The 24,782-nt window shown below is 39.5% G+C and carries 26 protein-coding genes and 1 pseudogene; 20 read left to right on the top strand and 7 right to left on the bottom strand.

Annotation, left to right across the window (positions count from 1 at the left end; genetic code table 11):
* Window positions 1–51: 51 nt before the first annotated feature.
* On the top strand, window positions 52–975 hold the full coding sequence (locus tag J576_RS00730) for a CysB family HTH-type transcriptional regulator (protein ID WP_002052645.1): 924 nt from the start codon (window positions 52–54) through the stop codon (window positions 973–975).
* 88 nt (window positions 976–1,063) lie between these two features.
* Here the strand turns inward: J576_RS00730 and carO are convergent, their stop codons facing one another.
* Window positions 1,064–1,792 carry an ornithine uptake porin CarO type 4 gene (gene carO, locus J576_RS00725; RefSeq protein ID WP_002052777.1) on the bottom strand — a complete coding sequence of 243 codons (729 nt, stop codon included), beginning with the start codon at window positions 1,790–1,792 and terminating at the stop codon, window positions 1,064–1,066.
* A gap of 285 nt (window positions 1,793–2,077) precedes the next feature.
* Between carO and dapD the strand changes: the two genes are divergently transcribed.
* From dapD to J576_RS00685, 8 genes and pseudogenes are all read left to right on the top strand, one after another.
* Window positions 2,078–2,899, top strand: coding sequence for a 2,3,4,5-tetrahydropyridine-2,6-dicarboxylate N-succinyltransferase (dapD, locus tag J576_RS00720; RefSeq protein ID WP_002052807.1), 822 nt, complete (start codon window positions 2,078–2,080; stop codon window positions 2,897–2,899).
* Between the two features lie 78 nt (window positions 2,900–2,977).
* Window positions 2,978–3,688, top strand: a complete 711-nt coding sequence (gene queE / locus J576_RS00715) for a 7-carboxy-7-deazaguanine synthase QueE (RefSeq protein WP_002052669.1) — start codon at window positions 2,978–2,980, stop codon at window positions 3,686–3,688.
* Window positions 3,689–3,728: 40 nt separating this feature from the next.
* The gene (queC, locus tag J576_RS00710) at window positions 3,729–4,400 is read left to right on the top strand and encodes a 7-cyano-7-deazaguanine synthase QueC (RefSeq protein WP_031955264.1); all 672 of its coding nucleotides are present in this window, start codon (window positions 3,729–3,731) and stop codon (window positions 4,398–4,400) included.
* Window positions 4,401–4,413: 13 nt separating this feature from the next.
* Window positions 4,414–4,830 carry a hypothetical protein gene (locus J576_RS00705; RefSeq protein WP_002052853.1) on the top strand — a complete coding sequence of 139 codons (417 nt, stop codon included), beginning with the start codon at window positions 4,414–4,416 and terminating at the stop codon, window positions 4,828–4,830.
* Between the two features lie 91 nt (window positions 4,831–4,921).
* Window positions 4,922–5,608 (top strand): annotated as a pseudogene (locus J576_RS00700) (Dph6-related ATP pyrophosphatase).
* A gap of 17 nt (window positions 5,609–5,625) precedes the next feature.
* Entirely contained in the window at window positions 5,626–6,087 is a 462-nt protein-coding gene (locus J576_RS00695) for a peroxiredoxin (RefSeq protein ID WP_002052919.1), read from the top strand.
* A 121-nt stretch (window positions 6,088–6,208) separates the two neighbouring features.
* The gene (locus J576_RS00690; RefSeq protein WP_002052871.1) at window positions 6,209–6,778 is read left to right on the top strand and encodes a CAP domain-containing protein; all 570 of its coding nucleotides are present in this window, start codon (window positions 6,209–6,211) and stop codon (window positions 6,776–6,778) included.
* An 11-nt stretch (window positions 6,779–6,789) separates the two neighbouring features.
* Window positions 6,790–7,152, top strand: a complete 363-nt coding sequence (locus tag J576_RS00685) for a glyoxalase superfamily protein (RefSeq protein WP_002052476.1) — start codon at window positions 6,790–6,792, stop codon at window positions 7,150–7,152.
* 11 nt (window positions 7,153–7,163) lie between these two features.
* On the opposite strand, the gene J576_RS00680 is transcribed toward J576_RS00685, so the two are convergent.
* The gene (locus J576_RS00680; protein ID WP_002052762.1) at window positions 7,164–7,739 is read right to left on the bottom strand and encodes a nicotinate-nicotinamide nucleotide adenylyltransferase; all 576 of its coding nucleotides are present in this window, start codon (window positions 7,737–7,739) and stop codon (window positions 7,164–7,166) included.
* Window positions 7,740–7,848: 109 nt separating this feature from the next.
* Here J576_RS00680 and J576_RS00675 point away from each other — a divergent pair, with 109 nt between their 5' ends.
* Window positions 7,849–8,649: an enoyl-CoA hydratase-related protein gene (locus J576_RS00675; protein WP_002052933.1), complete on the top strand. Its 801-nt coding sequence runs from the start codon at window positions 7,849–7,851 to the stop codon at window positions 8,647–8,649.
* On the opposite strand, the gene J576_RS00670 is transcribed toward J576_RS00675, so the two are convergent.
* The 4 genes from J576_RS00670 to purL all read right to left on the bottom strand — a co-directional run bounded on the left by J576_RS00670 (window position 8,646) and on the right by purL (window position 14,479).
* A complete protein-coding gene (locus tag J576_RS00670) occupies window positions 8,646–8,963 on the bottom strand; it encodes a YqfO family protein (protein ID WP_002052616.1) in 318 nt (105 codons plus the stop codon). The genes J576_RS00675 and J576_RS00670 overlap by 4 nt on opposite strands.
* Window positions 8,964–9,031: 68 nt before the next feature.
* Window positions 9,032–9,157, bottom strand: a complete 126-nt coding sequence (locus J576_RS20370) for a KGW motif small protein (RefSeq protein ID WP_000977276.1) — start codon at window positions 9,155–9,157, stop codon at window positions 9,032–9,034.
* Between the two features lie 200 nt (window positions 9,158–9,357).
* Entirely contained in the window at window positions 9,358–10,563 is a 1,206-nt protein-coding gene (locus J576_RS00660; protein WP_002052957.1) for a multidrug effflux MFS transporter, read from the bottom strand.
* An 82-nt stretch (window positions 10,564–10,645) separates the two neighbouring features.
* On the bottom strand, window positions 10,646–14,479 hold the full coding sequence (gene purL, locus J576_RS00655; protein WP_002052793.1) for a phosphoribosylformylglycinamidine synthase: 3,834 nt from the start codon (window positions 14,477–14,479) through the stop codon (window positions 10,646–10,648).
* Between the two features lie 309 nt (window positions 14,480–14,788).
* On the opposite strand from purL, the gene J576_RS00650 reads away from it, so the two are divergent.
* The 10 genes from J576_RS00650 (at window position 14,789) to pal (ending at window position 24,531) form a co-directional block, all read left to right on the top strand.
* Window positions 14,789–16,129: a deoxyguanosinetriphosphate triphosphohydrolase gene (locus tag J576_RS00650; protein ID WP_002052941.1), complete on the top strand. Its 1,341-nt coding sequence runs from the start codon at window positions 14,789–14,791 to the stop codon at window positions 16,127–16,129.
* A gap of 91 nt (window positions 16,130–16,220) precedes the next feature.
* The gene (ruvA, locus tag J576_RS00645) at window positions 16,221–16,820 is read left to right on the top strand and encodes a Holliday junction branch migration protein RuvA (protein WP_002052663.1); all 600 of its coding nucleotides are present in this window, start codon (window positions 16,221–16,223) and stop codon (window positions 16,818–16,820) included.
* Between the two features lie 8 nt (window positions 16,821–16,828).
* A complete protein-coding gene (gene ruvB, locus J576_RS00640; RefSeq protein WP_002052424.1) occupies window positions 16,829–17,833 on the top strand; it encodes a Holliday junction branch migration DNA helicase RuvB in 1,005 nt (334 codons plus the stop codon).
* 204 nt (window positions 17,834–18,037) lie between these two features.
* The gene (locus tag J576_RS00635; protein ID WP_002052856.1) at window positions 18,038–19,372 is read left to right on the top strand and encodes a M20 family metallopeptidase; all 1,335 of its coding nucleotides are present in this window, start codon (window positions 18,038–18,040) and stop codon (window positions 19,370–19,372) included.
* A gap of 210 nt (window positions 19,373–19,582) precedes the next feature.
* On the top strand, window positions 19,583–19,990 hold the full coding sequence (gene ybgC, locus J576_RS00630; protein WP_002052673.1) for a tol-pal system-associated acyl-CoA thioesterase: 408 nt from the start codon (window positions 19,583–19,585) through the stop codon (window positions 19,988–19,990).
* Window positions 19,991–20,014: 24 nt separating this feature from the next.
* Window positions 20,015–20,713, top strand: a complete 699-nt coding sequence (gene tolQ / locus J576_RS00625) for a protein TolQ (protein ID WP_002052880.1) — start codon at window positions 20,015–20,017, stop codon at window positions 20,711–20,713.
* The gene (gene tolR, locus J576_RS00620; RefSeq protein ID WP_002052868.1) at window positions 20,713–21,165 is read left to right on the top strand and encodes a protein TolR; all 453 of its coding nucleotides are present in this window, start codon (window positions 20,713–20,715) and stop codon (window positions 21,163–21,165) included. Before tolQ ends, tolR begins: the two co-directional genes overlap by 1 nt.
* Window positions 21,166–21,168: 3 nt before the next feature.
* A complete protein-coding gene (tolA, locus tag J576_RS00615; RefSeq protein WP_002052721.1) occupies window positions 21,169–22,569 on the top strand; it encodes a cell envelope integrity protein TolA in 1,401 nt (466 codons plus the stop codon).
* A 90-nt stretch (window positions 22,570–22,659) separates the two neighbouring features.
* Window positions 22,660–23,940, top strand: a complete 1,281-nt coding sequence (gene tolB / locus J576_RS00610; protein ID WP_002052600.1) for a Tol-Pal system beta propeller repeat protein TolB — start codon at window positions 22,660–22,662, stop codon at window positions 23,938–23,940.
* A gap of 27 nt (window positions 23,941–23,967) precedes the next feature.
* A complete protein-coding gene (gene pal, locus J576_RS00605) occupies window positions 23,968–24,531 on the top strand; it encodes a peptidoglycan-associated lipoprotein Pal (RefSeq protein WP_002052670.1) in 564 nt (187 codons plus the stop codon).
* Between the two features lie 54 nt (window positions 24,532–24,585).
* Here the strand turns inward: pal and J576_RS00600 are convergent, their stop codons facing one another.
* Window positions 24,586–24,774, bottom strand: a complete 189-nt coding sequence (locus tag J576_RS00600; protein WP_002052586.1) for an NF038105 family protein — start codon at window positions 24,772–24,774, stop codon at window positions 24,586–24,588.
* Window positions 24,775–24,782: the final 8 nt, after the last annotated feature.

Genomic DNA, 24,782 nt, shown 5'->3' with positions numbered 1-24,782 from the left:
CATCTCGCGGAATTTAAAGCCGTTCCTCACCTCTTTCGAGGAAAAGTGTAAATGAACTTTCAACAATTAAGAATTATCCGAGAAACAGTACGCCAAAACTTTAATTTAACGGAAGCATCTGCCGCGTTATATACCTCTCAATCAGGTGTAAGTAAACATATTAAAGATTTAGAAGATGAGTTAGGTGTACAACTTTTCGTTCGTAAAGGTAAACGTTTACTTGGTTTAACTGAACCAGGCCAATCGCTACTTAGCATTGTAGAACGTATGCTTGTAGATGCAGAAAATATTAAACGTCTTGCAGATGACTTTAATAAAGTGGACGAAGGTACTTTAACAATTGCGACAACGCATACTCAAGCGCGTTATGTGCTACCACCGATTGTCAATCAATTTAAAAAGCTGTTCCCTAAAGTCCATTTGATTTTGCAACAAGCCAGTCCTGTCGAAATTGCAGAAATGCTTTTACAAGGCGAAGCCGATATTGGTATTGCGACAGAGTCTTTAACCACTGAAGAAAACTTAGCAAGTATTCCATACTATCAGTGGCAGCACAGTATTATTACTCCGCAAGATCATCCACTTGCAAAGCTCGATAAAATCGATCTTGATGCTTTATCTGAATATCCATTGATTACTTATCACGGTGGTTTTACAGGTCGCTCTAAAATTGATAAAGCATTTGAAGATGCTCAAATTGATGCAGATATCGTAATGTCTGCGCTTGATGCCGATGTTATTAAAACTTATGTTGAACTTGGTATGGGCGTCGGAATTGTCAACGATGTTGCCTATGATGCGGAACGTGACTATCGTTTAAAGCAAATTAAAACTGATATCTTTGGTGTTAATACTACATGGATTGCTGTTCGCAAAGGTCACTTATTACGCGGTTACGGTTATGAGTTTATTTCTTTATGCTCACCTGATGCTGACATTAAAGCGTTGAAGAAAATTGCTTATCCAGATGAATAAGAACTGCAAAAAATAAAAGAGCTTTTTAGCTCTTTTATTTTTATCTATAAAAAAAACGAGCCGAGACTCGTTTTTTTATAGGATATTATTACCAGAAGAAGTTCACACCAACTTTACCAACTGGGAACCATTTGTATTTATCGTCGTTACGGATTTTGTTTTCTTCAGCACGTAAGTCAGCATCCGCATTACCACCTGCAGCATTAACAAAAGTACCTTGTTTATCTAACTCTACAGTTGGGTTACCAGTATAATAAGCACCTACTTCACCAAATACGCCCCAGTTTTTATTGATTTTAGGTGCAAAACCAAAACCTAAATAAGGAGCAATATCATTTTTATAACTTAACTGACCATTTACAGAACCATTATAAGAATAATTTGTTCCGTTAATTTTGATAGTGCCATCTGATGAGCGTTTAGTTAGATCGTAATCGTTATCTAAATACGCAGCACCAGCGGCAATATATAAGCCCTGAGCCCAACGGTTAGTACTTGCACCCCATGGACGAATTTCGGCATTTAAATATACGTTGTTATTATCCATATCAACGTCATATTTAGTACCATTAATCGATAAATCATCACGCCAAGAAATGTCACCACCGTTATAACCCAATGCTAAACCTACATATGGGTTTGCTTGCCATAATAAAGCGCCACCGTAACCTGTAGTACCTACCTCAGCACGAACACCTACTGGAATTAATTGGTTTTTATCGAATGCATAACTGTCATGAACAACAGCTTCATCTGCCATTGCAGCACCAGCAGCAAGTAAAGCTGTAGTTGTCACTAAAACACGTAATACTTTCATCGTTTTCTCCTCAAGAAAAGGCTCTGTTTTTAATTTATTCAGCTTGTGACAAAAATTATATTCAAGAGCATAGATTCTTTTTTATACAAAAACTGCTAGATTTCTGTTATTTTTTGATACAAATTGAGTTAAATTTTTATTTTCAAATCATTTTTGTGTAAAAAACACTTGATTATCTAATAAGCTTTTCCACTTTAACTCTCGCTTTAAACGTAACACGTTTTTTCAAAGATTCTTGTCACAAATTAGTGTAAAATCTTTAAAATTTTTTATGGAAGGAAGATCATGTCTCAGCTTTCTACGATCATTGAGCAAGCATTTGAAGACCGCGCAAACTTTACTGCAGCAGATTGCTCAAGCGAAATTCGCCAAGCTGTTGAAGAAGCAATTGCTGGATTAGATAACGGTACACTTCGTGTTGCAGAGAAAATCAATGGTGAATGGGTTGTTCATCAATGGTTAAAAAAAGCTGTTTTATTATCATTTAAACTAAATGACAATAAACCAATCGAGTCATGTGATCTTCGTTTCTACGACAAAGTTGAAACTAAATTCTCTGGTTGGACTGAAGAGCAATTTAAAGCTGCTGGTGTTCGTGTTGTTCCTCCTGCTGTTGCTCGTCGTGGTAGCTTCCAAGCTAAAAATGTGGTGTTAATGCCATCTTATGTCAACATTGGTGCTTATGTAGATGAAGGTACAATGGTTGATACATGGGCAACTGTAGGTTCATGTGCTCAAATCGGTAAAAACGTTCACTTGTCTGGTGGTGTAGGTATTGGTGGTGTTTTAGAGCCATTACAAGCTAACCCAACCATTATTGAAGACAACTGCTTTATCGGTGCGCGTTCTGAAATCGTTGAAGGCGTTATTGTTGAAGAAGGTTCAGTCATTTCAATGGGCGTTTTCATTGGTCAATCAACCAAAATTTATGACCGTGAAACTGGTGAAATCCATTATGGCCGCGTTCCTGCTGGTTCAGTTGTTGTACCTGGTAACATCCCGTCTGCTGATGGTAAATACAGCTTATACGCTGCAATTATCGTGAAAAAAGTTGATGCGCAAACACGTGCAAAAACAAGTTTGAACGATTTGTTACGCGCTGACTAATTTCAGTTTGATCAAGCATCTCTACGGTCAACACTGATCGTAGAGATTTTATTTTTTATATAGTGTGGTATTTCTAGAATGGCTTCCTTACGTTCCTCTGCAATTCCTGTCTCTGACCCTGCGTCTGGTTTACGCATTACCGAGATTTTTTACTCGTTGCAGGGTGAAGCAAATGCCTCTGGTCTACCGACTGTATTTATTCGCTTAACGGGCTGCCCTTTACGTTGTAGTTATTGTGATACCACCTATTCTTTTGAAGGAGGTGAACGTTTATCACTAGAGCACATTATTGAAACGGCTGAAAAATATCAAACGCCTTATATTTGTGTGACTGGTGGCGAACCTCTAGCACAGCCAAATTGCTTAATTTTATTACAACGTTTATGCGATGCCGGTTTTGACGTTTCTTTGGAAACCAGTGGCGCGCTCGATGTGTCAAAAGTAGACCCACGTGTTTCTAAAGTTCTCGATTTAAAAACTCCAACTTCTGGTGAAGAACATCGTAATCTCATCAGTAATCTTGACTACCTAACTTCACATGACCAAATCAAATTTGTGATCTGTAATCGTGAAGACTATGAGTGGTCAAAACAACAAGTTGAACAATATCAACTGCAGACCAAAGTCAGTACCGTTTGGTTCTCCCCTGCCTTTGCAGTTGAAAAAGGTGCTGTTGGCCTACCACGTTTAGCACGTGATCTGGCACAGTGGATACTGGACGATAAACTGCCTGTTCGTTTCCAGCTACAGTTACATAAACTGCTCTGGAACGATGAATCAGGTCGTTAGTCATTCAATAAAACAAATCATTCCGAATATGGAGAAAAATATGCGCCCTCGTGCCATTGTTTTACTTTCAGGCGGCTTAGACTCAACCACTTGCCTAGCTTGGGCACAAGCGCGCTATGAATGTATCGCTATTAGTTTTATGTATGGTCAACGCTCAACCACTGAACTTGATGCAGCAAAAGCATTAGCGCAGCGCGCAGGCGTTGAACATCGTGTTATTAATATCGATTTAGCCAATTTAGGTGGATCTGCACTTACAGACCATAACATTGCTGTACCAGAACAATTACAAGAAGGCATTCCTGTAACTTATGTACCAGCACGTAACACAATTTTCCTCTCTTATGCCTTAGCAGCAGCAGAAGTTTTCAATGCTGAAGCGATTGTTATTGGTATCAATGCTGTTGATTATTCAGGATATCCTGATTGTCGCCCAGAATTTATTGATGCTTTTGCCAATATGGCTCCTTTTGCAACCAAAGCTGGCGTTGAAGGAAAACCACTTAAATTTGAAACACCCCTGTTACATTTATCCAAAGCGAATATTATACGTTTAGGGATTGAACATGGCGTAGACTATAGTCAAACGGTATCTTGCTATCAAGCAGATGCTCAAGGACGTGCGTGTGGCAAATGTGACAGTTGCCGTTTGCGTAAAGAAGGCTTTATCGATGCTGGTGTCACCGATCCAACACGCTATATACCGCAATAAGTAGGTAAAATTTATGAAGTTGTTAAAATCAAATCTTATTCTTTCATCTTTATTCTCAGCAGCTGCACTTATGGCTGGTTCAGTTCATGCAGCTGATAACCCAGTTCAAGCAGCATATAAAAGCACTAACGTTAAAGGTGCATTAATCAACGTTTGTAAAGACCAAACTGCAAAAGGCGGTAAATTAAGCTCAGCTGAAGTTAGCAAATTCTGTAGCTGCCAAGTGGAAGCACAAGGTAAAGTGACTGAAGCACAAAAATGGGAAATCCAAAGCGCAATCAATGCGAAGAAAAGCCCAAGCTCTTTAGCTTTTGTACAACAACAAAACCGTGATCTTAAAGCATGTTTCGGTCCTCAGTTAACAACTAAGCTTGAAAAATTAACTGAAGAAGCAATGAAAGCAGCTCAACAACAAGCTCCTAAAAAATAAGCTTTTGTTGCTCCAAATTAAGCCTGCATTTATGCAGGCTTTTTTTATAGCTCTGTTAAAATGACACTGACCTCATCATTCGAAATAAACCATGCAAGAACAATGGAAAACCAACGCACATAACAGACAGTCAATTGTCTCCTTTAGTGGAGGTAAAGACAGTTCTCTTGCACTGTATGATGCAATGCGAACTGGTAATGTAATTGGTTTAATCGTTATGCTGGAAGAACATGGCCAACGCTCCCGTTCCCATGCTATGCCACTTGATATTATTCAAGCACAAGCGAAAGCAATTGGCTTACCCGTGTTTATGGCTTCATCTAGCTGGAATGACTATGAAAGTAAATTCATTAACTTATTGAATGAAGCTAAACAAAAAGGTGCAGAAGTACTGGTTACAGGTGACTTAGATATGCCTGAACATGGCTGTTGGCATGATCGCGTCACTCAAATGGTTGGACTTAAACTAGGCATGCCACTTTGGCTACGCCCTCACCGTGAAGTTGTTGAAGAGTTTATTCAACTTGGATTTTAGAGCATCATTGTGACCGTAAACCTTAAACTCGGGATGAAGGTGGAAGATTTAGGTCAAATGTTATCGCTAGAGTATATACAGGAACTTGAAAACCGCGGAATTGATCCATGTGGTGAGGGCGGCGAATTCCATACCACTGTCATTGACGGCCCAATTTTTAACAAAGCTATTCCTGTAAGAAAACTCGATATTGTTTATCATGAAGAATATGCTTTTCTACCACTTGAATTAGATCGAATTTAACTTTTAAAGGATAAGAAATGTCTGAAAATATTCAACTGCCAAATCAGGTTTTCCCAACTACACACGGCGAAGTGAATTTGGCTGAAATCGATAATGAATGGCTGATTATTTACTTCTACCCTAAAGACTCAACTCCTGGCTGCACCACACAAGCTGTCGGTTTTTCTTGTTTAAAAGATCAGTTTGATGCTTTGGGTGCTCGTATTTTTGGAGTATCACGTGACTCAGTAAAAGCCCACCAAAACTTTACAGAAAAACAGGCTCTAACTATTGATTTAATTAGTGATAGAGAAGAAGTGCTTTGTAATCACTTTGATGTCATTAAAGAAAAGAATATGTATGGAAAAAAAGTAATGGGTATTGAGCGCTCTACTTTTATTTTCCATAACAAAACTTTAGTTAAAAGCTACCGTAAAGTAAAAGCTGCTGGCCATGCAGAACAAGTTTTAGAAGACTTAAAAGCATTACAAACGGCTTAATAAGCTTGAGCAACAAAAAAGCGAGTTGAATACTCGCTTTTTTACACGCACATAAATTGCTCAGTCATTTTAATTTGGCGTATGATAAAAATGTTAAAATAATTCGAATAATGGCATAGCTATGAATCTACTAAAAGTTTGTACTTTATTGCCTTGTAGCCTTATTACTGCTGCGTGCTCAGTTAACTCATCAAGTACACCTCCTACACTGAGCTCTTCTAGACCACAAGTTCAAAAATCATCTATAGAAATAAACTGCCAAGATTTAAAAAACCCTGCCTATCAAAAAGCTATTCTTAGTACAATCAATCAAATTCGCCAGCAATCACGCCAATGTGGTCCGCATTATTTTTCCGCAACCACGCCGCTGAGTTGGAATAATAATTTATATAAAGGCGCACTTTCTCATAGTGAAGATATGGCGATACATAACTTTCTTGGGCATGTTGGCTCGACTGGCCTCGATTTAAAGTCACGATTAAAACTTTACAATACGCTTAGTAACGCCAACGGTGAGAATGTCGCGAGTGGGCAGAAAACTTTAAATGAGGTAATGTCTAAATGGCTATCGAGTCCCCTACACTGTAGCAATTTAATGAATCCAAAATTCACAACTTATGCAATCGCTTGTGCTTCTGACCAAACAGGTAAACAAAAGAGCTATTGGACTCAACAATTTGGTACACGTTAAAAGGAAAAATGATGCAATCAGGTTCTATTACACCAATTTTAAGAATTTTTGATGTTGATTTAGCTCGATCATTTTACCTTGAGTTTTTAGGCTTTCAGCTCGATTGGCAACACCAGTTTGAAGACAACTTTCCACTGTATTTACAGATTTCCAAAGATGATTGCATCATTCATTTATCTGAACATTTTGGAGATGCAAGTCCGCACAGCGCAATCCGTATTTATTGGGAACATATTTATGAGTTACATAGTGAACTCAGTCAAAAAGATTATAAATTTTCTAAACCTCAGGTTGAAAAAACAGATTGGGAAACGCTAGAACTCAGTATTACCGATCCTTTTTCCAACCGAATTATCTTTTGGGCAGATGCTTAATCTATATTTAATTACTCAATTTCATCTAAGTTAGAGCGGTCATCTTGCTCAAAACGTTGTTGAAGCTGTTGGTAAGTACGTGTTTTTTTAAATTCATCTAAAAATTGAATAGTTCCAACAGGAAAAAATTCCGTTTGGATTTCACCACGATAATACGCCTCACGCATTGGTGTTGCTGAAATAGAGTCTTTTAAACTATCCAGCTCCACCATTATCCATTCTGGAAATAATCTTAAATAATAAGATGACTCATCTTTAAAGTGGCCAATTAAACCAACTTTTGAGTTCGGCTCTATCACGCCATTTACCAGTGATTTGACTTGTTTTACCCATTTCTCATCATTATAAACATCGACAACATGCACAAATCGAATACGCTTTTGCTCATCTAATGAAAAATTAGATAAAATCATTTGCTCTCGTTCAATCGCGAGAAACGGATTTTTAATATTACGTTCCATTTGGGCGGAACCTAATGCCAAAATCACATAACGGCTTTGTTGTAGCGCGATTTCGATCGTTTGCATATGTGCCAAATGAAATGGCTGAAAACGACCTATAAAAACGAGATAATCAAATGTATACATAATGAGTTTTTCACTTTTTATGAACTCACCAGTTACGCTTATTACAAAAAATATGCGCCATAATGAGAACCTAAAAATCAACAACGTGGTTTAAAGCAAGGATAGTACGATGACACTTAGCTGTATTCAACAACCTCATCAACATTTACAAGCAAATTTAGAAGGTGGCGTACTCACCTTAGCCATAAATCGCCCAGAAGCAAAAAATGCATTATATGGCGAACTTTATTTATGGATTGCCAAAGCACTTGATGAAGCTGACCAAAATAAAGATGTACGAGTAGTCGTTCTACGTGGTGCTGAACATGACTTTACCGCTGGTAATGACATGAAAGACTTTATGGGTTTTGTACAAAATCCGAATGCTGGCCCAGCAGGTCAAGTTCCTCCATTTATACTCCTTAAATCTGCTGCCAGACTATCAAAGCCGCTTATTATTGCAGTAAAAGGCGTAGCAATTGGTATTGGTGTTACGATTTTATTACAGGCAGACCTCGTTTTTGCCGACAATACGGCCCTCTTCCAAATTCCTTTTGTTAGCCTTGGGCTTTCTCCTGAAGGTGGTGCAAGTCAATTATTAGTTAAACAAGCCGGTTATCACAAAGCAGCTGAACTACTGTTTACTGCGAAAAAGTTCAATGCAGAAACTGCTCTACAAGCTGGCTTAGTGAATGAAATCGTTGAAGATGCTTATGCAACTGCTCAGGCAACTGCTCAACACTTAACAGCTTTACCACTTGCTTCATTAAAACAAACCAAAGCCTTGATGAAACATGATTTAGATCAGATTATTGAATGTATTGACCATGAAGCAGAAATCTTTATGCAACGCGTTCAATCTCCAGAAATGCTAGAAGCTGTGCAGGCATTTATGCAAAAACGTAAACCGGACTTTTCACAGTTTAATTAAAAATCAACTTCTATGATTTGAATAAACTCAAAGGCAGGCTCTTCGTAAGGATGGCTTGCCTTTAATGCTTTTGCTACTGCATTTGCCTTTTCTTCAAGCACAATCGTTTCAACACGCCATTCGTCAACTTGCTCAAGTTCACCTAGCTCTCCAATATAAGGATCAGCTCCTTTAACTGGCTTGAATTGCCCTATTCCTTTAACTTGCCAAGCACATTGTTCATAGTTCCCTATCCCACCTGCTCCGGCCGCAAATATAGACTGTTTAGTCGACTCAAGATGTGACTCAGGTACGTAATAAATCAGCTTTAACATGAATAGAATGACTCAAAACTAGTAAATTTGCTTTAAATCATACCCTTTAAGAAGACCACGAATCAAAGTCAGCTCATCATTGCTAGATAATTTGCTCCAATAAAAAGTATTTGTATGGCAAGCGCCAAGCCAAATAAGCGCCAACCTTTATCTCTTGTGTACATCGTTCTTATGTGATTTTTGTTTTTCATCATTTTGATCTCCGATTTTTATCGTTGTTACAGAGAAAGCAAAAATTGAACCAACAGCAATCCAAGCATAAGGGGTTAAATATACTTATGTCTATACTCTTATAGATTTTCTTAAAGTCCTTAAAAAACGTATTTTCTTACCTTTACTTTAAGTTTAAAGAAAATTTTTCTAATTCAGTGAGCTATCATTATTCTGAATCATTTTAAGCATTCGATTTCTTTAAATATCTGTTCTCATATACTGTCATCATAAATGCTAAACCACATAAAATGACAAAACCGCAAGTCATTGGAATTAATGTGCCGTTATATAATTGCCCAATAATAGAGGCAAGAATAAGTGACAAAACGGAGGACGCTGCACCAATAATAGCCGATGCCATGCCAGCAACATGCCCCATTGGCTCCATTGCAATCGCATTTAAATTACCGAATAAAGTTCCAAATAATAAGAACAGAATGCAGGCATAAAGCATGAACATCCAAAATGCTACAGTCACACCTATAAGTTGAATCCCTAAGAAAATAAGTGAAATTAAGCAAAGACCGAGAAAGCCATAAATACAGATTGGACGCATACCAAATTTCATGACAATTTTAGAATTGGTAAATGAAGCAATGCCCATTACACCAGCAAGCACAGCAAAATAGGCACTAAATTCTTGCCCAGTTTTACCAAATTGCTGCATAAAAATTTGTTGAGAAGTTCCTAAGTAACCAATAAATCCACCAAAACAAAAGCCTGCACATAGCAAATAGCTCATGGTGGTTTTATTACTCACTACCTCTTTAAAGCCCTCTTGAAATGCTTGTAAACGCATAGGTAAACGGTTTTCAGGAAGTAGTGTCTCTTCTAATCGTAGAGCGACCCATGCCCCAACGACTAGTGCATACGCCATGTATAAAACAAAAATATCACGCCAACCAAAGAAATGAATAATAAGCTGCCCCAGACTTGGTGCAATCGCAGGTGCAACCATAAAGACCATCATGATTAAAGACATGATACGGGCCATTTGAGCACCGCTGTATTTATCTCTAACAATTGAAATAGAAGCAACATAAGGCCCAGAAACCCCAACACCTTGAATGAAGCGTCCGACTAAAAACCATTCAAAACTTTGTGTGGTAAAGCACAATAAACTTCCCAAAAAGTAAATGATGATACCGGTAAATAAAATGCGCTTACGGCCGATTGCATCGGATAGCGGTCCCGCTATAAGCTGACCTATTGTCATACCGGAAAAAATACCAATGATGACCCACTGTGTCTGATTATTATTTTTTAAGTCAAAAACTTGTCCAATCTCACCTAAGGCAGGTAAAACTGCATCTATCGAAAAAGAAACAATAGACATGAGTAATGCCATCAGAAGTGCAAACTCACGGAAATGGATTTTTGAATTCATTTTTCTTCTCTACTATTTATTTTATTCACATTGTACTACATACAAATAAGCCACCTGACGGTGGCTTATTTCAATTTTTATATTAACCAATAAACTTACGTGCATTACGGAACATACGTAACCATGCACCGTCTTCAGTCCACTCTTCTGGACTCCAAGAGTGTTGAATTGCACGGAAGGTACGCTCTGGGTGCGGCATCATAATCGTTGCACGACCGTCTTTAGATGTTACACCAGTAATCGCTTCCGGCGAACCGTTCGGGTTCAATGGATAATGTTGAGTCGGGTTACCGTGGCTGTCAACATAACGCAATGCAACTTGGTTCGCTGCATTCAAGCTTGCTATGTTAGCTTCGCTTGCAACTACACGACCTTCACCATGTGCAACAGCAATTGGTAAAATCGAACCTTCCATACCATCAAGTAATACAGAAACAGATTTTTCAACACGAACGTTTACGCTACGCGCTTCAAAAACTTCTGACATATTGCGGTGGAAACGTGGCCAGTGTTCAGCACCCGGAATAAGCGGTGCTAATTGTGACAACATTTGGCAACCATTACAGATACCTAAGCTAAACGTACCTTCACGGTGGAAGAATTGTTCAAACTGATCACGTAACTTCGCATTGAACAGAACTGATTTTGCCCAGCCACCGCCTGCACCCATTACGTCACCGTAAGAGAAACCACCACAAGTCACTAAACCTTCGAAATCACTTAGGCTCACACGACCAGCAAGTAAATCGCTCATGTGTACGTCAATCGTATTAAAGCCAACTTTGTCGAAAGCTGCTGCCATTTCAATATGACCATTTACACCTTGCTCACGCAAGATTGCCATATTAGGACGACGGCTATTAATAAACGGCGCTTCAATAGGTTCATTTAAATCAAATGTAGGTTTTGCAATTAAACCTTGATGTGATTTATCAGTAATTAAAGCAAACTCTTGATCAGCAGTTTCAACGTTATCACGTAAACGTTGGATCTGATGAGATACCTCAGACCAAGCTTGTTGTAACTCTGCACGCTCTAGTGTTAAGCCATTTACAGATAATTGATCGGTGTTATTTACGCGACCAACTACAGCAATTGCATCTTTCAAGCTAGAAGCAGCAACTTCTGCTTGTAAAGCTTCCCAATCAGCTGCTTTGATTTGAACTACTGCACCAATTTCTTCTGCAAATAAACCAGCAGTAGTTTGGTTTTCTAATGCCACACCTAAACGTGAAGCAAACATCATTTCAGCTACAGTTGCGAGTAAGCCACCATCACCGATGTCATGGTAAGCTTGAATCAAGCCACGGTTATTCCAGTCTTGAATTAAAGCAAAGAACGCTTTGAAATCATCAAAACTATCAACATCTGGAGTGATTGAACCAATTGCTTTATATACTTGAGCAAGAATCGAACCACCTAAACGGAACTGACCTTTAGATAAATCAATACGTACAAGTACTGAATCTTCTAAATTCTTAAGTTCTGGTGTTAAAGTCTTACGAACATCAGCTACAGGAGCAAATGCAGTAATTACGCCAGTCATTGGAGATGTTACAGCTTTATCTTCGCCGTTATCGTTCCAAGTGGTACGCATTGAAAGTGAGTCTTTACCTACAGGAATCGCAATTCCTAAAGCAGGACACATTTCCATACCAATCGCTTTCACACCTTCAAACAGTGCTTGGTCTTCACCTTTTTGACCAGCAGCAGCCATCCAGTTTGCAGAAAGTTTGATATCGCTAATTTGTTCAATGTTTGCACATGCAATATTGGTAATTGCTTCAGCAACTGCCAAACGAGCAGACGCTGCTGGATTTAACAATGCAACTGGTGGACGTTCACCCATTGCCATTGCTTCACCAGTGAAGCCTTGTAAGCTGGTTGTCGTTACTGCTGCATCCGCAACAGGAATTTGCCAACGACCAACCATTTGATCACGTGCAACCATACCAGTAATTGAACGGTCACCAATAGTGATCAAGAATGATTTAGACGCAACTGTAGGATTTTTCAATACGCGGAAAATCGCATCTTTCAAATCAACTTTTGAAGCGTCAAATTCGTTACCTTTACGCTCAATTGTTTCATAAGAACGTTGCATACGCGGTGTACCACCAAGCATCACTTGCATTGGGATATCAACTGCATTGTTTTGGAACAATGGATCTTCAACAGTTAAATGACGTGCTTCAGTTGCTTCACCTAACACGGCAAATGGACAACGTTCACGTGCACAGATTGCTTCGAACTGCTCTAAAGACTCTGGACGAATTGCAAGAACATAACGCTCTTGTGCTTCGTTTGACCAGATTTCCATTGGGCTCATGCCCGGTTCTAATGAAGGAATCTTACGAAGATTAAGAACTGCACCTAACTCATGGTCATTTACAAGTTCAGGCATTGCATTTGATAGACCACCCGCACCAACGTCATGAATAGACACGATTGGGTTGAAGTCTTCTAAGCGCCAGCATGTATCGATCACTTCTTGACAACGGCGCTCCATTTCTGGGTTTTCACGCTGTACAGAAGCGAAATCAAGGCTTTCACCCATTGTACCGCTGTCTACAGAAGATGCTGCACCGCCACCAAGGCCGATTAACATTGCAGGGCCACCCAATACAATGAGCAAGTCACCTGGTTGAATCGCATCTTTTTCTACATGGTCAGGACGAATGTTACCGTAACCACCAGCAATCATGATTGGCTTATGGAAGCCCTTCACTTCACCATTTACATTTTGTTCGAAAGTACGGAAATAACCATTTAATGCAGGACGACCGAATTCGTTGTTAAATGCCGCGCCACCTAATGGACCTTCAATCATAATTTGTAATGGCGATGCCATACGTGAAGGTTTACCGTAGTTTTCTTCCCAAGGTTGTTCAAAACCTGGAATATTTAAGTTAGAAACTGTAAAGCCTGTTAAACCCGCTTTTGGTTTACCACCACGACCAGTTGCACCTTCATCACGGATTTCACCGCCTGAACCTGTTGCTGCACCAGCAAATGGAGAAATTGCTGTTGGGTGGTTGTGCGTTTCAACCTTCATTAAAATGTGAGCAGCTTGGCTCTTATATTTGTAAACAAAATGACCGTTTTCATCTGCTTTCGGATAAAAACGCATAGTGTCATAACCAACAATTACAGAAGCGTTATCTTTATATGCCGATAACACGTCAGTTGGTGATTCTTTATAAGTGTTTTTAATCATTTGGAACAATGATAATGGTTGTTTTTCACCATCAATTGTCCATTCAGAACCGAAGATTTTATGACGACAATGTTCAGAGTTTGCTTGTGCAAACATCATTAATTCGATGTCATTTGGGTTACGACCAAGTCGAGTAAATGCTTCTGTTAAATAATCAATTTCTTGTTCAGATAAAGCAAAACCAAATTCGTTGTTGGCTTTTACTAATGCTTCTTTACCTTGACCTAAAATATCAATTGAATTTAAAGGTTTTGGTGCTGTTTCTGAAAATAGTGCTTTTGCATCTTCAATTTGTGCAAAAACAGTTTCAGTCATACGGTCATGAAGTACTTGTTTTACTTCATTAGAAATTTCAGAAACACCTTTTAAGGTAAATAAAAGACCACGTTCTAAACGGTGAACTGGCGTATTACAGTTTTTGAAAATGTCAGTCGCTTTAGATGACCAAGGTGAAATAGTACCCACACGTGGTGTCACTAAAATCTGAATCTCATCACTTGCAGGTTGACGAAGTTCAAAAGACTCACCGTCATTTAATAATTGCAAAGCAGATTGATGTTGCTGCTCGTTGAGCGCTTGATCAAACAAATAGACCCATTGGCTGTCAAAAGATTGAACAGAACTAATTGACGATAAACGTGTTAATAGTTGAGCTTTCTTAAAAGAAGAATGTGCTGCTGCACCGGCCACGATAAACATGTTGATTTTGGCTCCACGGGCAGGTCTTGTGAACCTTACCGCAATGTGACTTTAGAGAGAGCGCATATTCTACTGTGTCTTGCTAAAATCAGCTAGATGTAGAATCAGTATTCTGTAACCTAATTCTGCAAGAAGTGATGTGTTTTTTGTTCAAAATCATTTTTTTAATCATTCTCACTCAAAATAAATTGTTTCATGTTTATTCAATAACATAATAAAACCTGAACTAAGACAAACTATGTCGCACCACGCTAGTGCTTTTAAGTTTTTTTTGGCATGATCAGGCTTTATAGTTTTGAATAATGATAAATGGAACAAATGCGTTGGTTAGAACTGCTTTCTGCGGTTCGTTTAGGTAGCAAAAAAAGCAGTACAGAGCTGGCTCGTAGCCCATTTCATAAAGATTATGACCGCATTATATTTTCACAAAGTTTTCGTCAGTTAAACCGTAAGACACAAGTTCACCCTTTAGCACAACATGACGGTATCCATACCCGTTTAACTCACTCCCTTGAGGTTTCCTGTATTGGCCGTTCCATGGGCATGCTGGCAGCCGAAAAAATAAAAGATGAATTGCCCGTTTGGATTTCTCCTGCCGATGTCGGTGCAATCATTCAGGCAGCCTGCCTTGCTCATGATATTGGCAACCCTCCCTTCGGTCATGCCGGCGAGTATGCGATTCGTGAATGGTTTGACGATGCCTCACATAATGATTTTCTAAAAAAATTAACTCCCGAAGAAGAAGCCGATGTTCGTCAGTTTGAAGGCAATGCTCAAGGTTTACGCTTATTAACCCGTATTGACTACCACCCAGATGATGGGGGTATGCGTTTAACTTACGCGACCTTAGGCGCTTATTTAAAATATCCTTGGCTTTCAAAAACAATAGCTTCTCAAGGTGATCGTCCATCACACCAACGGGCGAAGTTTGGTTGTTATCAGTCTGAAAAAGAAATTTTAAAACAAATTGCTGAACAGCTTGGTCTCATTCAATTAGGTGAATATCACTACTGCCGCCATCCACTCACCTATTTATTAGAAGCAGCAGATGATATTTGCTATGCCCTCATCGACTTAGAAGATGGCATTATTTTAAATATGCTGCACTATCAAGAAGTTGAACCGATTTTCCTCAACTTGATTGCAGATTATGGTCAACCTGAAGAGTTGTCACAGCCGAGCAGTACATGGCAACAAAAAATCTCGGCATTACGTGGCCGTGTTATGAAACGTCTGGTTGATGAAGTCACAACAGCTTTTGCCAAGCATCAGTATGAAATTATTACGGGTCAGCTTCAAGGTAGCCTTTTACAATACTGCTCACCTGATATTGCTAAAGGAATTGAAACAGCCAAAAATCTGGCACGTGAAAAAATATTTGAACATCCACAAAAGTCTGGTTTAGAAATTATTGCTCACCAAAGTTTGCAAACTATTCTTGATGCATTTGTACCATTAACCATGCCGCATAAATCTTTAAGCTTTAAAGAACAACGTTTAATGTCTATTCTTCATTTATACGGTGCTCGCTTTAGCAACAATCACTATAACAATATCATGCAGGTACTCGATATTATTAGTAAGTTTTCAGATCATCAGGCTTATAGCTTGGCGCAAGAGCTACAAGGTAATAAAATCGGCTTGTTTTAAGTTGCCTTAATATAGAAAGAAATACAGCTGGTGTCGTTTTAATACATTTAGAACGACCAGATTTACAGTTATGAATAAGTGAAATTACGCTATGATCGGATGTTTAATTGGCGAAGTGTTTGCCCTAGAAGCCCCAACTGTCTTACTGAATGTAAATGGTGTGGGCTATGAAATTGATACGCCACTTTCAACATTTTGCCAATTACAAAAAGGCCAGAAAGTTACGCTATGGACGCATTTGGTCGTCCGTGAAGATGCTCAGCAGCTTTATGGTTTTAGTGATGCTCAAGAGAAAACAATTTTCCGCACCTTATTAAAAGTAAATGGTGTTGGCCCGAGAATGGCATTAGGTATTCTCTCTACTTTAAGTGTTGAATTGCTAGTACACACAATTGAACATGACGATGTAAACACTTTGGTCAAAGTTCCAGGCGTAGGTAAAAAAACGGCTGAACGTTTAATGATTGAACTACGTGACCGTTTCAAAACCTTGGCTCAAGGCACTTCAACTGTGGCTACCATGCCTCAAATTCAATTTGCTGCAAACTCTCCTGTTGCTGAAGCAGAAGCAGCATTACAGTCTTTAGGTTATAAACCACTTGAAGCACAAAAAGCTGTAGCTGCGGTTAAAGCCGATTACACTGAATCAGCCGATATTATTCGTGCTGCTCTTAAATCAATGATGAAGTAAATACATTTATGCAAGACCGTCTAATCAGTGGAACAGAAAAACCTGAAGATCATTTTGATCGGGCTATTCGACCGACTTCACTTGCCGATTATATTGGACAGCCAGTTGTACGCGAGCAAATGGAAATTTTCATCGGTGCGGCTCGTGGTCGTGGGGAAGCACTCGATCACACACTGATTTTCGGTCCACCGGGCTTAGGAAAAACCACGCTTGCCAATATTATTGCTCGTGAAATGGGTGGCAATCTCAAATCCACTTCAGGACCTGTTTTAGAGCGTGCGGGTGATTTGGCTGCAATGCTCACCAACCTTGAAGAAGGCGATGTTTTATTTATTGATGAAATTCACCGTCTTTCTCCAGTGATTGAAGAAATTCTGTATCCGGCAATGGAAGATTACCAACTCGATATCATGATTGGTGAAGGCCCTGCTGCTCGTTCAATTAAACTAGATTTACCACCTTTTACGCTCGTTGCTGCCACCACACGTGCCGGCTTACTCACCTCACCTCTACGCGACCGTTTTGGTATTGTGCAGCGTCTTGAGTTCTACTCTGTAGAAGACCTAACTCATATCGTGTCACGTTCTGCAAACCTCATGGATGTACCAATTACAGTTGAAGGTGCAGAAGAAGTAGCTCGTCGCTCACGCGGTACACCGCGTATTGCCAATCGTTTATTACGACGTGTTCGCGACTATGCACAAGTAAAAGGTACGGGTGAGGTGACTCATGAAATGGCACAACGTGCGCTTGATATGCTCAATGTTGATAAAGCTGGTCTAGATACCCTAGACCGTCGTTATTTGAGCATGTTACTCGAGCGTTTTGATGGCGGTCCTGCTGGAGTTGAAGCGCTTGCAGCTGCCATGGCTGAAGATAGCGGTACACTTGAAGACGTGATTGAACCTTATTTAATTCAACAAGGTTATGTCATGCGTACCGCACGAGGTCGTATAGCAACCAACCAATCTTATTTACAGTTTGGAATGACGCCCCCTGAGCCTAAAAACTAATCAAAGGAAGAGACTTTTCTCTTCCTTTTTTAATTTAACTATTCTTTTTAACTCAAATAATAACTGTCTTATCAATAAGTTAATTACTCTATACCTTTTAAGTCTTTATTTATACCTTATTGATTTTTTAATATTTTTAAAAACTGAATTATAAGAAATCTAGATATTAAATCTTATGAACAATAATATTTTTAGGATAAGGACATGTACAAAAAAGCCGCTTTACTTCTGCCATTCGCCTTAATGAGTCAACTGAGCCTAGCAGATTGGATCAAAGATGCTGCACAACAAAATGAAAATCAGGTCATTCAGTTAAGACAACATATTCATCAAAATCCTGAACTTGGCAATATGGAATTTAAAACATCTGCACTTGTTCAAAAAGAATTAAAGTCTTATGGCATTCAAGTCAAAACGGGTTATGCAAAAACAGGGGTTGTAGGTATTTTAAAAGGAAATAAACCCGGCCCTATTATTGCGCTTAGAGCCGATATGGATGCACTACCTATGGAAGAAAAAAGTGGTGTGCCATTTGCAAGTAAACAAAAAGCAATTTACCAAGGTAAAGAAACCTATGTAATGCATGCTTGTGGACATGATGCGCACACTGCAATGTTATTAGGGGCTGCAAAAATTCTGGCTGCCAATAAAGATAAAATATCAGGTACCGTTGTCTTTGTTTTTCAACCCGCTGAAGAAGGTGGAGCAGATATAGACAATTTCACGCAAGGTGATCAAATCGGATCAAGAAAAATGATCGCAGATGGAGCATTTAGAGACTATAAACCTGAAGCCATTTTTGGCATACATGTCATATCTGGTATGCAAAGTGGACATCTTTATTATAAAGACGGTGCTATTTTAAATAGTGCAGATCATTTACGTATCCAAGTCAACGGCAAGCAAGTACATGGCTCTACCCCTTGGTTAGGTAGAGATCCAATTTATGCATCGGCACAAATGATTAATAATTTACAAAGCCTTATTAGCCGAAGGACTGATCTCACCCAAGGTATGGGTGTAGTGAGTATTGGTAATATTCAGGGTGGCACAGCAGGAAATATAATTCCTGAACAAGTTAATATGGTGGGGACTATTCGTTCTAATAACGAACAGATACGGGCAAATATCTTAAAAAGTTTACCAGCCATGATAGAGCATAATGCTCAAGCCAATGATGTGACTGCCAAAGTTGAAATTGCGCCCTATGCTCCAGTAACAATGAATGACAAAGCACTGACTCAACTTATTCAACCCACATTACTCAAGGTTGTTGGAGACTCAAAACTTCATGTTTTGGATCATAATGCAAGCGCAAGTGAAGATTTTGCCTATTATGGCAAATTAATGCCCTCATTTTTTATTTTTTTGGGTGCAACACCAGAAAATCATGATTTAACTCAAGCTGCACCAAATCATAGCCCCTATTTTATTGTAGATAATAAGGCCTTAAAAACAGGAACTGAGCTGCATATAAGATTTGTATTAGATTATCCCAATATAGCTAAACAAGTTCAGGCTGCGTGGAAACAGTCTTAACTTAACAATATGCTTGTCATAGAGGGTACGGTTTTAGACAACAAAGACAGCCATCGCAATTGAAAGGTTGTGCCATAGGACTTAGTATGCAATCTGCTAAACTGCCCCGTATTTAAAAGCAGATGTATGACTTGAGATAGAACTGATGTTTTATTCAGCAGTCATATTTTAAATATAAAGCTCTATAGTGAACTAAAACGGAATACTCTCATGGCGAATCATTTTGAATTCAACATTCGTGTTTATATCGAAGATACGGACGCAGGTGGTATTGTTTACCATGCCAACCACATTCGCTATATGGAACGTACCCGTACAGAATGGCTCCGCGCTGCTGGTGTTGACCATTACTGGCGTCAAAAAGATTACAACTTTGTTGTTCATAAAATTGATGTGAAATACATGCGTCCTATTTTAATGGATGACTTAATTACTGTTACAGCACGTGTAGTTTCATGTAAAGCTGCGTCATTTGTGTTGCAACAAAATATTTATCGTGGTGAAATCTTGCTTGCTTCTGGCGAGGTTGAATTGGCATGTTTAAGTAAAGAAATGATGCCACGTCGCCTTCCTGAAGAAATACGTGATCTTATTCGTAAAGAATTGGAACAAGACTAAAAAAAGCAACAGGCATATGTAACTATGGCAACAAACATTGAATCAACCCTGCATATTTCTGACCTTATCTTACAAGCAAGTCCAGTCGTCCAATTGGTCATGCTAATTTTATTGTTAGCATCAATCTTTAGTTGGTACTTAATTGCCAAGTTACATATGGGTTATAAAAAAGCACGTCAAGGTGATGAACATTTCCAAAAAATGTTCTGGTCTGGTGCTGAACTTAATACGCTCTATAACAACGCACAACTCAATTCAAAACGCTCAGGCCTTGAGGATATCTTTTATCAAGGACTGAGTGAGTTTTTCAAACTTAAAAAGCGTAACGCGTCTACCTCTCAAACGATCGAAGGCACCGAGCGTATTTTACGTGTAGGTTTAAGTCGTGATCAGGGTACCCTTGAATATGGCCTAGGCACTCTAGCAAGTATCGGTTCTGTTGCTCCATATATCGGTTTATTCGGTACAGTTTGGGGAATCATGAATGCCTTTATCGGTTTGGCTGCCGTTGATCAAGTGACTTTAGCAACAGTTGCGCCGGGTATTGCTGAAGCGCTTATTGCAACTGCTATTGGTTTATTTGCTGCAATTCCTGCGGTATTAGCTTTTAACCACTTTACGGCTAAAGGTGAAAGCGTCTACTCTGACCGCGCACTATTTGCCGAAGAGATGATTGCTTTATTGCAACGTCAATCTGTGGGTTCATCACAGGAAGATGCATAATGGCCATTCAACGTTCAGGGCGCTTTGAGCGCATAAAAAAACCATTAAAAAGTGACATGAACGTCGTGCCTTATATCGATGTAATGCTAGTACTTTTAGTTATTTTCATGGTGACTGCGCCCATGATTACTAGCGGTATTAAAGTTGATTTACCGCAGGCAAATAATCGTCCAATTGAATCCAAAGATATGCCAGCCATGGTAACGATTGGTAAAGATGGCAATATTTATCTTCAATATCAAGATTATAAAGACAACGAGCCACTTTCTCGTGAAAAGCTTGAATCTGTTTTAAGTGAAGCACAAAAACAAGCTGAGCAGGAAAACAAACAACTTACGGTTTTAGTGAATGGTGATAAGTCGCGCCCTTACGGCGAAGTCGTATCATTGATGGCAAGTTTACAAGAAGCAGGTTTAACTCAAGTTGGCCTTCTGACAGAGCCTTTAAAATAAGCTATGAACAAAAATCAAAAGCCTCCTTTTAAACAAAATGCGATTGCATTGGGCTTCACACTTGGAGTTCATGCAATTGCCATTGTCGGCTTGCTTTTTTTAGGCTTAAGTAAACCACCTGAACAGCCAAAAAAGCTGACGACTATCTTAGTTAAGCCAGAAGATTTACCACCACCTTTAGCAAAAGAAGTTGAGCAACAAACTACTGCAGAAAATCAGGCGGAAGAAGTTTTAAGCCCAATTGTGGATGAAAATCTTCCTCAAAATATTCCAGCAGTACCAGTGCCACCTCCTCCACCAACAGCACAACATCTGGTTGCCCAAAAGCAAAAAGCTGAGCAAGCAAAATTAGCTGAGGAAAAACGTAAAGCTGAAGAAGCGGCTAAAGCGAAGCAAGCTGCGGAACAACAACGTTTAGAGGAAGCTCAAAAACAGCAGGCTGAAGCTAAGCGTCAAGCTGAAGCGAAAGCTGCAAAAGTTGAAGCTGAACAAAAGCGTAAAGCTGAAACTGAAGCAAAAACTAAACATGAACAAAGTGAAGCTCGCAAAGTTGCTGAGGAAGCCAAACGTAAAGCTGAGGCTGATGCAAAACTAAAACGTGAAGCAGAAAATGCAAAACTTCAGGCACAGCAAGAAGCAAAACGTAAGGCTGAAGCTGAGGCAAAAGCTAAACATGAAGCCCGAAAAGCTGCGGAAGATGCTAAACGTAAAGCAGCTGAAGATGCGAAAGTTAAACAGCAGAAAGTAGCTGAGGAAGCCAAGCGTAAAGCTGAAGCTGATGCGAAAGCCCAAAAGCAGAAAGCGGCTGAAGAGGCTAAGCATAAAGCTGAAGCTGATGCGAAGGCCCAAAAGCAGAAAGCGGCTGAAGAGGCTAAGCGTAAAGCTGAGGCTGATGCAAAAGCCAAACAGCAAAAAGCGGCTGAAGAGGCTAAGCATAAAGCCGAAGCTGACGCGAAGGCTAAAAAGCAGAAAGCGGCTGAAGATGCTAAGCGTAAAGCTGAAGCTGATGCGAAAGCGAAACAGCAAAAAGCGGCTGAAGAGGCTAAGCGTAAAGCTGAGGCTGAGGCAGAAGAAAAAGCTGCATCTGCCAAAAAAGCACAGGAAGAAGCTGCACAGAAAAAGGGTGAAGCCAAAAAAATTGCATCTTCAGCGAAACGTGATTTTGAACAGAAAATTCGAAATGCTTGGGATATCCCAGCAGGAACATCGGGTCAGAAAGCAACTGCGCGTGTCACTCTCAGCGATAGTGGAGCTGTATTATCAGTTATTGTTAGCTCTAGCAACCCAGATGTTAAAGCGAGTGTTGAAGCTGCGATTCGTTCTGCTGCACCTTACCCAATGCCATCCGATCCTGATGCTCGACGTGAAGCAAGGTCATTCAGTTCAACATTTACTGCAAAATAAGTATATTGTTACATGCTTTAAATAGTTTAAGGCATGTAACTATGTTACAAAATCCACAGTCACAAAAATGCCTTTAATGACTTTAAACCTATGAAAACGACCCGCAAACACCTTCTAGCCTTAACGTTGCTTACAGCATTAAGTCCTCTTGCACCGACAGCTGCTTTTGCTCAATTACATTTAGAAATTGCAAAAGCACCTGATCAGGCGCCAAAAATCGCTATTGTTCCATTTAATAATGACAATGGTCTCTACCCTATTGTTGAGACTGACTTAAACCGTTCAGGCCGCTTTACAAGTTCATCAAAAAATTTACCTGCAAATGCTGCAATTAATCAAATTCAAGCATCTGATTGGCAAGCTGCTGGTATTCCATATGTTGTTACTGGACAAATTAAGCAAACGGCTGATGGGTTTGAAGTTCATTACCAGCTTTATGATGTGCAAAAACAGCAATATCTTTTGAATGAATTGCTAAATGTCCCTGCTTCACGTGTGCGCCAAGCAGGACATATGGTAAGTGACGCTATTTATCAAGCATTGACTGGTATTGCAGGTGATTTTAGTGGTCGTATTGCCTATGTACTACGTAATCCCGCAACCCCAGCGGAACGTTACACCTTACAAATTGCTGATACAGATGGTGAACAACCAAAGACTGTTCTCTCTTCACGCGACCCGATTTTGTCTCCGGCATGGACTCCGGACGCTAAAAAAATTGCTTATGTTTCTTTTGAAACTAAACGCCCAGCAATTTACTTACAAGATCTCTCTACAGGAACACGTGAAGTACTGACTAGCTTTAAAGGCTTAAATGGTGCACCAAGCTTTTCCCCAGATGGTAAATCAATGCTATTTACAGCATCGATGAATGGTAACCCTGAAATTTATCAAATGGATTTATCAACTCGCCAAGTCAAACGTATGACAAATGACTCAGGCATTGATACAGAAGCACGTTATACACCAGATGGAAAAGCTTTTATTTTCACATCTGACCGTGGAGGCTCTCCTCAAATTTATCGCTATGATTTTGGAGATGGCTCAGTAAAACGTTTAACATTTAAAGGGTCGTTTAATGCTCGTGGCACTTTAAGTGCAGATGGTAAAAAAATTGCACTGGTGCATCGACCAAGTGGTAGTAACTATAAAGTTGCTATCCAAGATATTAATACAGGCATTGTCAATATTCTTACCCCAACCAGTTTAGATGAATCACCAAGTTTCTCACCAAATGGGCAAATGGTGGTTTACGCAACTCGTGAAGGAAACCGTGGTTTACTGTCTATCATGTCCACTGATGGTCGTTTCCGTATGAATTTACCGAGTGAGCAAGGTGAAGTACGTGAACCAGCCTGGGCACCTAAATAACTTTTTCTTCCATTGATGGAGATGATGATGAAATCAATCAAATATTTGGCTTTTCCTCTACTTAGTGTAGCGCTTGTCATGACAGGTTGTGCGAGCCGTAAACCAGCAACGACTGCAAATGCTGGTACTACAAACCCAAGCACCGTAAACACAACAGGTTTAAGTGAAGATGCTGCATTAAATGCCCAAAATTTGGCAGGTGCTTCATCAAAAGGTGTAACTGAGGCAAATAAAGCTGCTTTAGCTAAACGTGTTGTTCACTTCGATTACGACAGTAGTGATTTATCTGCTGAAGACTATCAAACTCTTCAAGCCCATGCTCAATTCCTCATGGCCAATGCAAACTCAAAAGTTGCATTAACTGGTCATACAGATGAGCGCGGTACGCGTGAATACAACATGGCTTTAGGTGAGCGTCGTGCAAAAGCCGTTCAAAGTTACCTTATTACAAGTGGTGTAAATCCACAGCAACTTGAAGCGGTAAGTTATGGTAAAGAAGCGCCAGTTAATCCAGGACATGACGAATCAGCATGGAAAGAAAACCGCCGTGTTGAAATTAACTATGAAGCGGTTCCTCCCCTATTAAAATAAAACATCTAAAAAAATAAACGCCCAAATATGGGCGTTTATTTTTGCATTCTTAATTTAAGAAGATTTATTTTCCTCTTCTTCTGAATGTTGCATTGACTCAATCAAATCGTGCTTATTAAAAGCTTTATATTCAGGTTTTGCTTCATAATCTTTCCAAGCCTCCTGAACACTTTCTTTCGAAATTTCTTCTAAATTGATTGGTTCACCTGCCGTTGGGGTCGCATCAAACTTCTTAGTTGTCATTTCGATTC

The sequence above is a fragment of the Acinetobacter sp. 766875 genome (assembly GCF_000582055.1).
In the GTDB taxonomy this organism is placed as follows: domain Bacteria; phylum Pseudomonadota; class Gammaproteobacteria; order Pseudomonadales; family Moraxellaceae; genus Acinetobacter; species Acinetobacter nosocomialis.
Note: the sequence above shows the minus strand (reverse complement) of the source record. Positions and strands in the feature narration are given on the sequence as shown.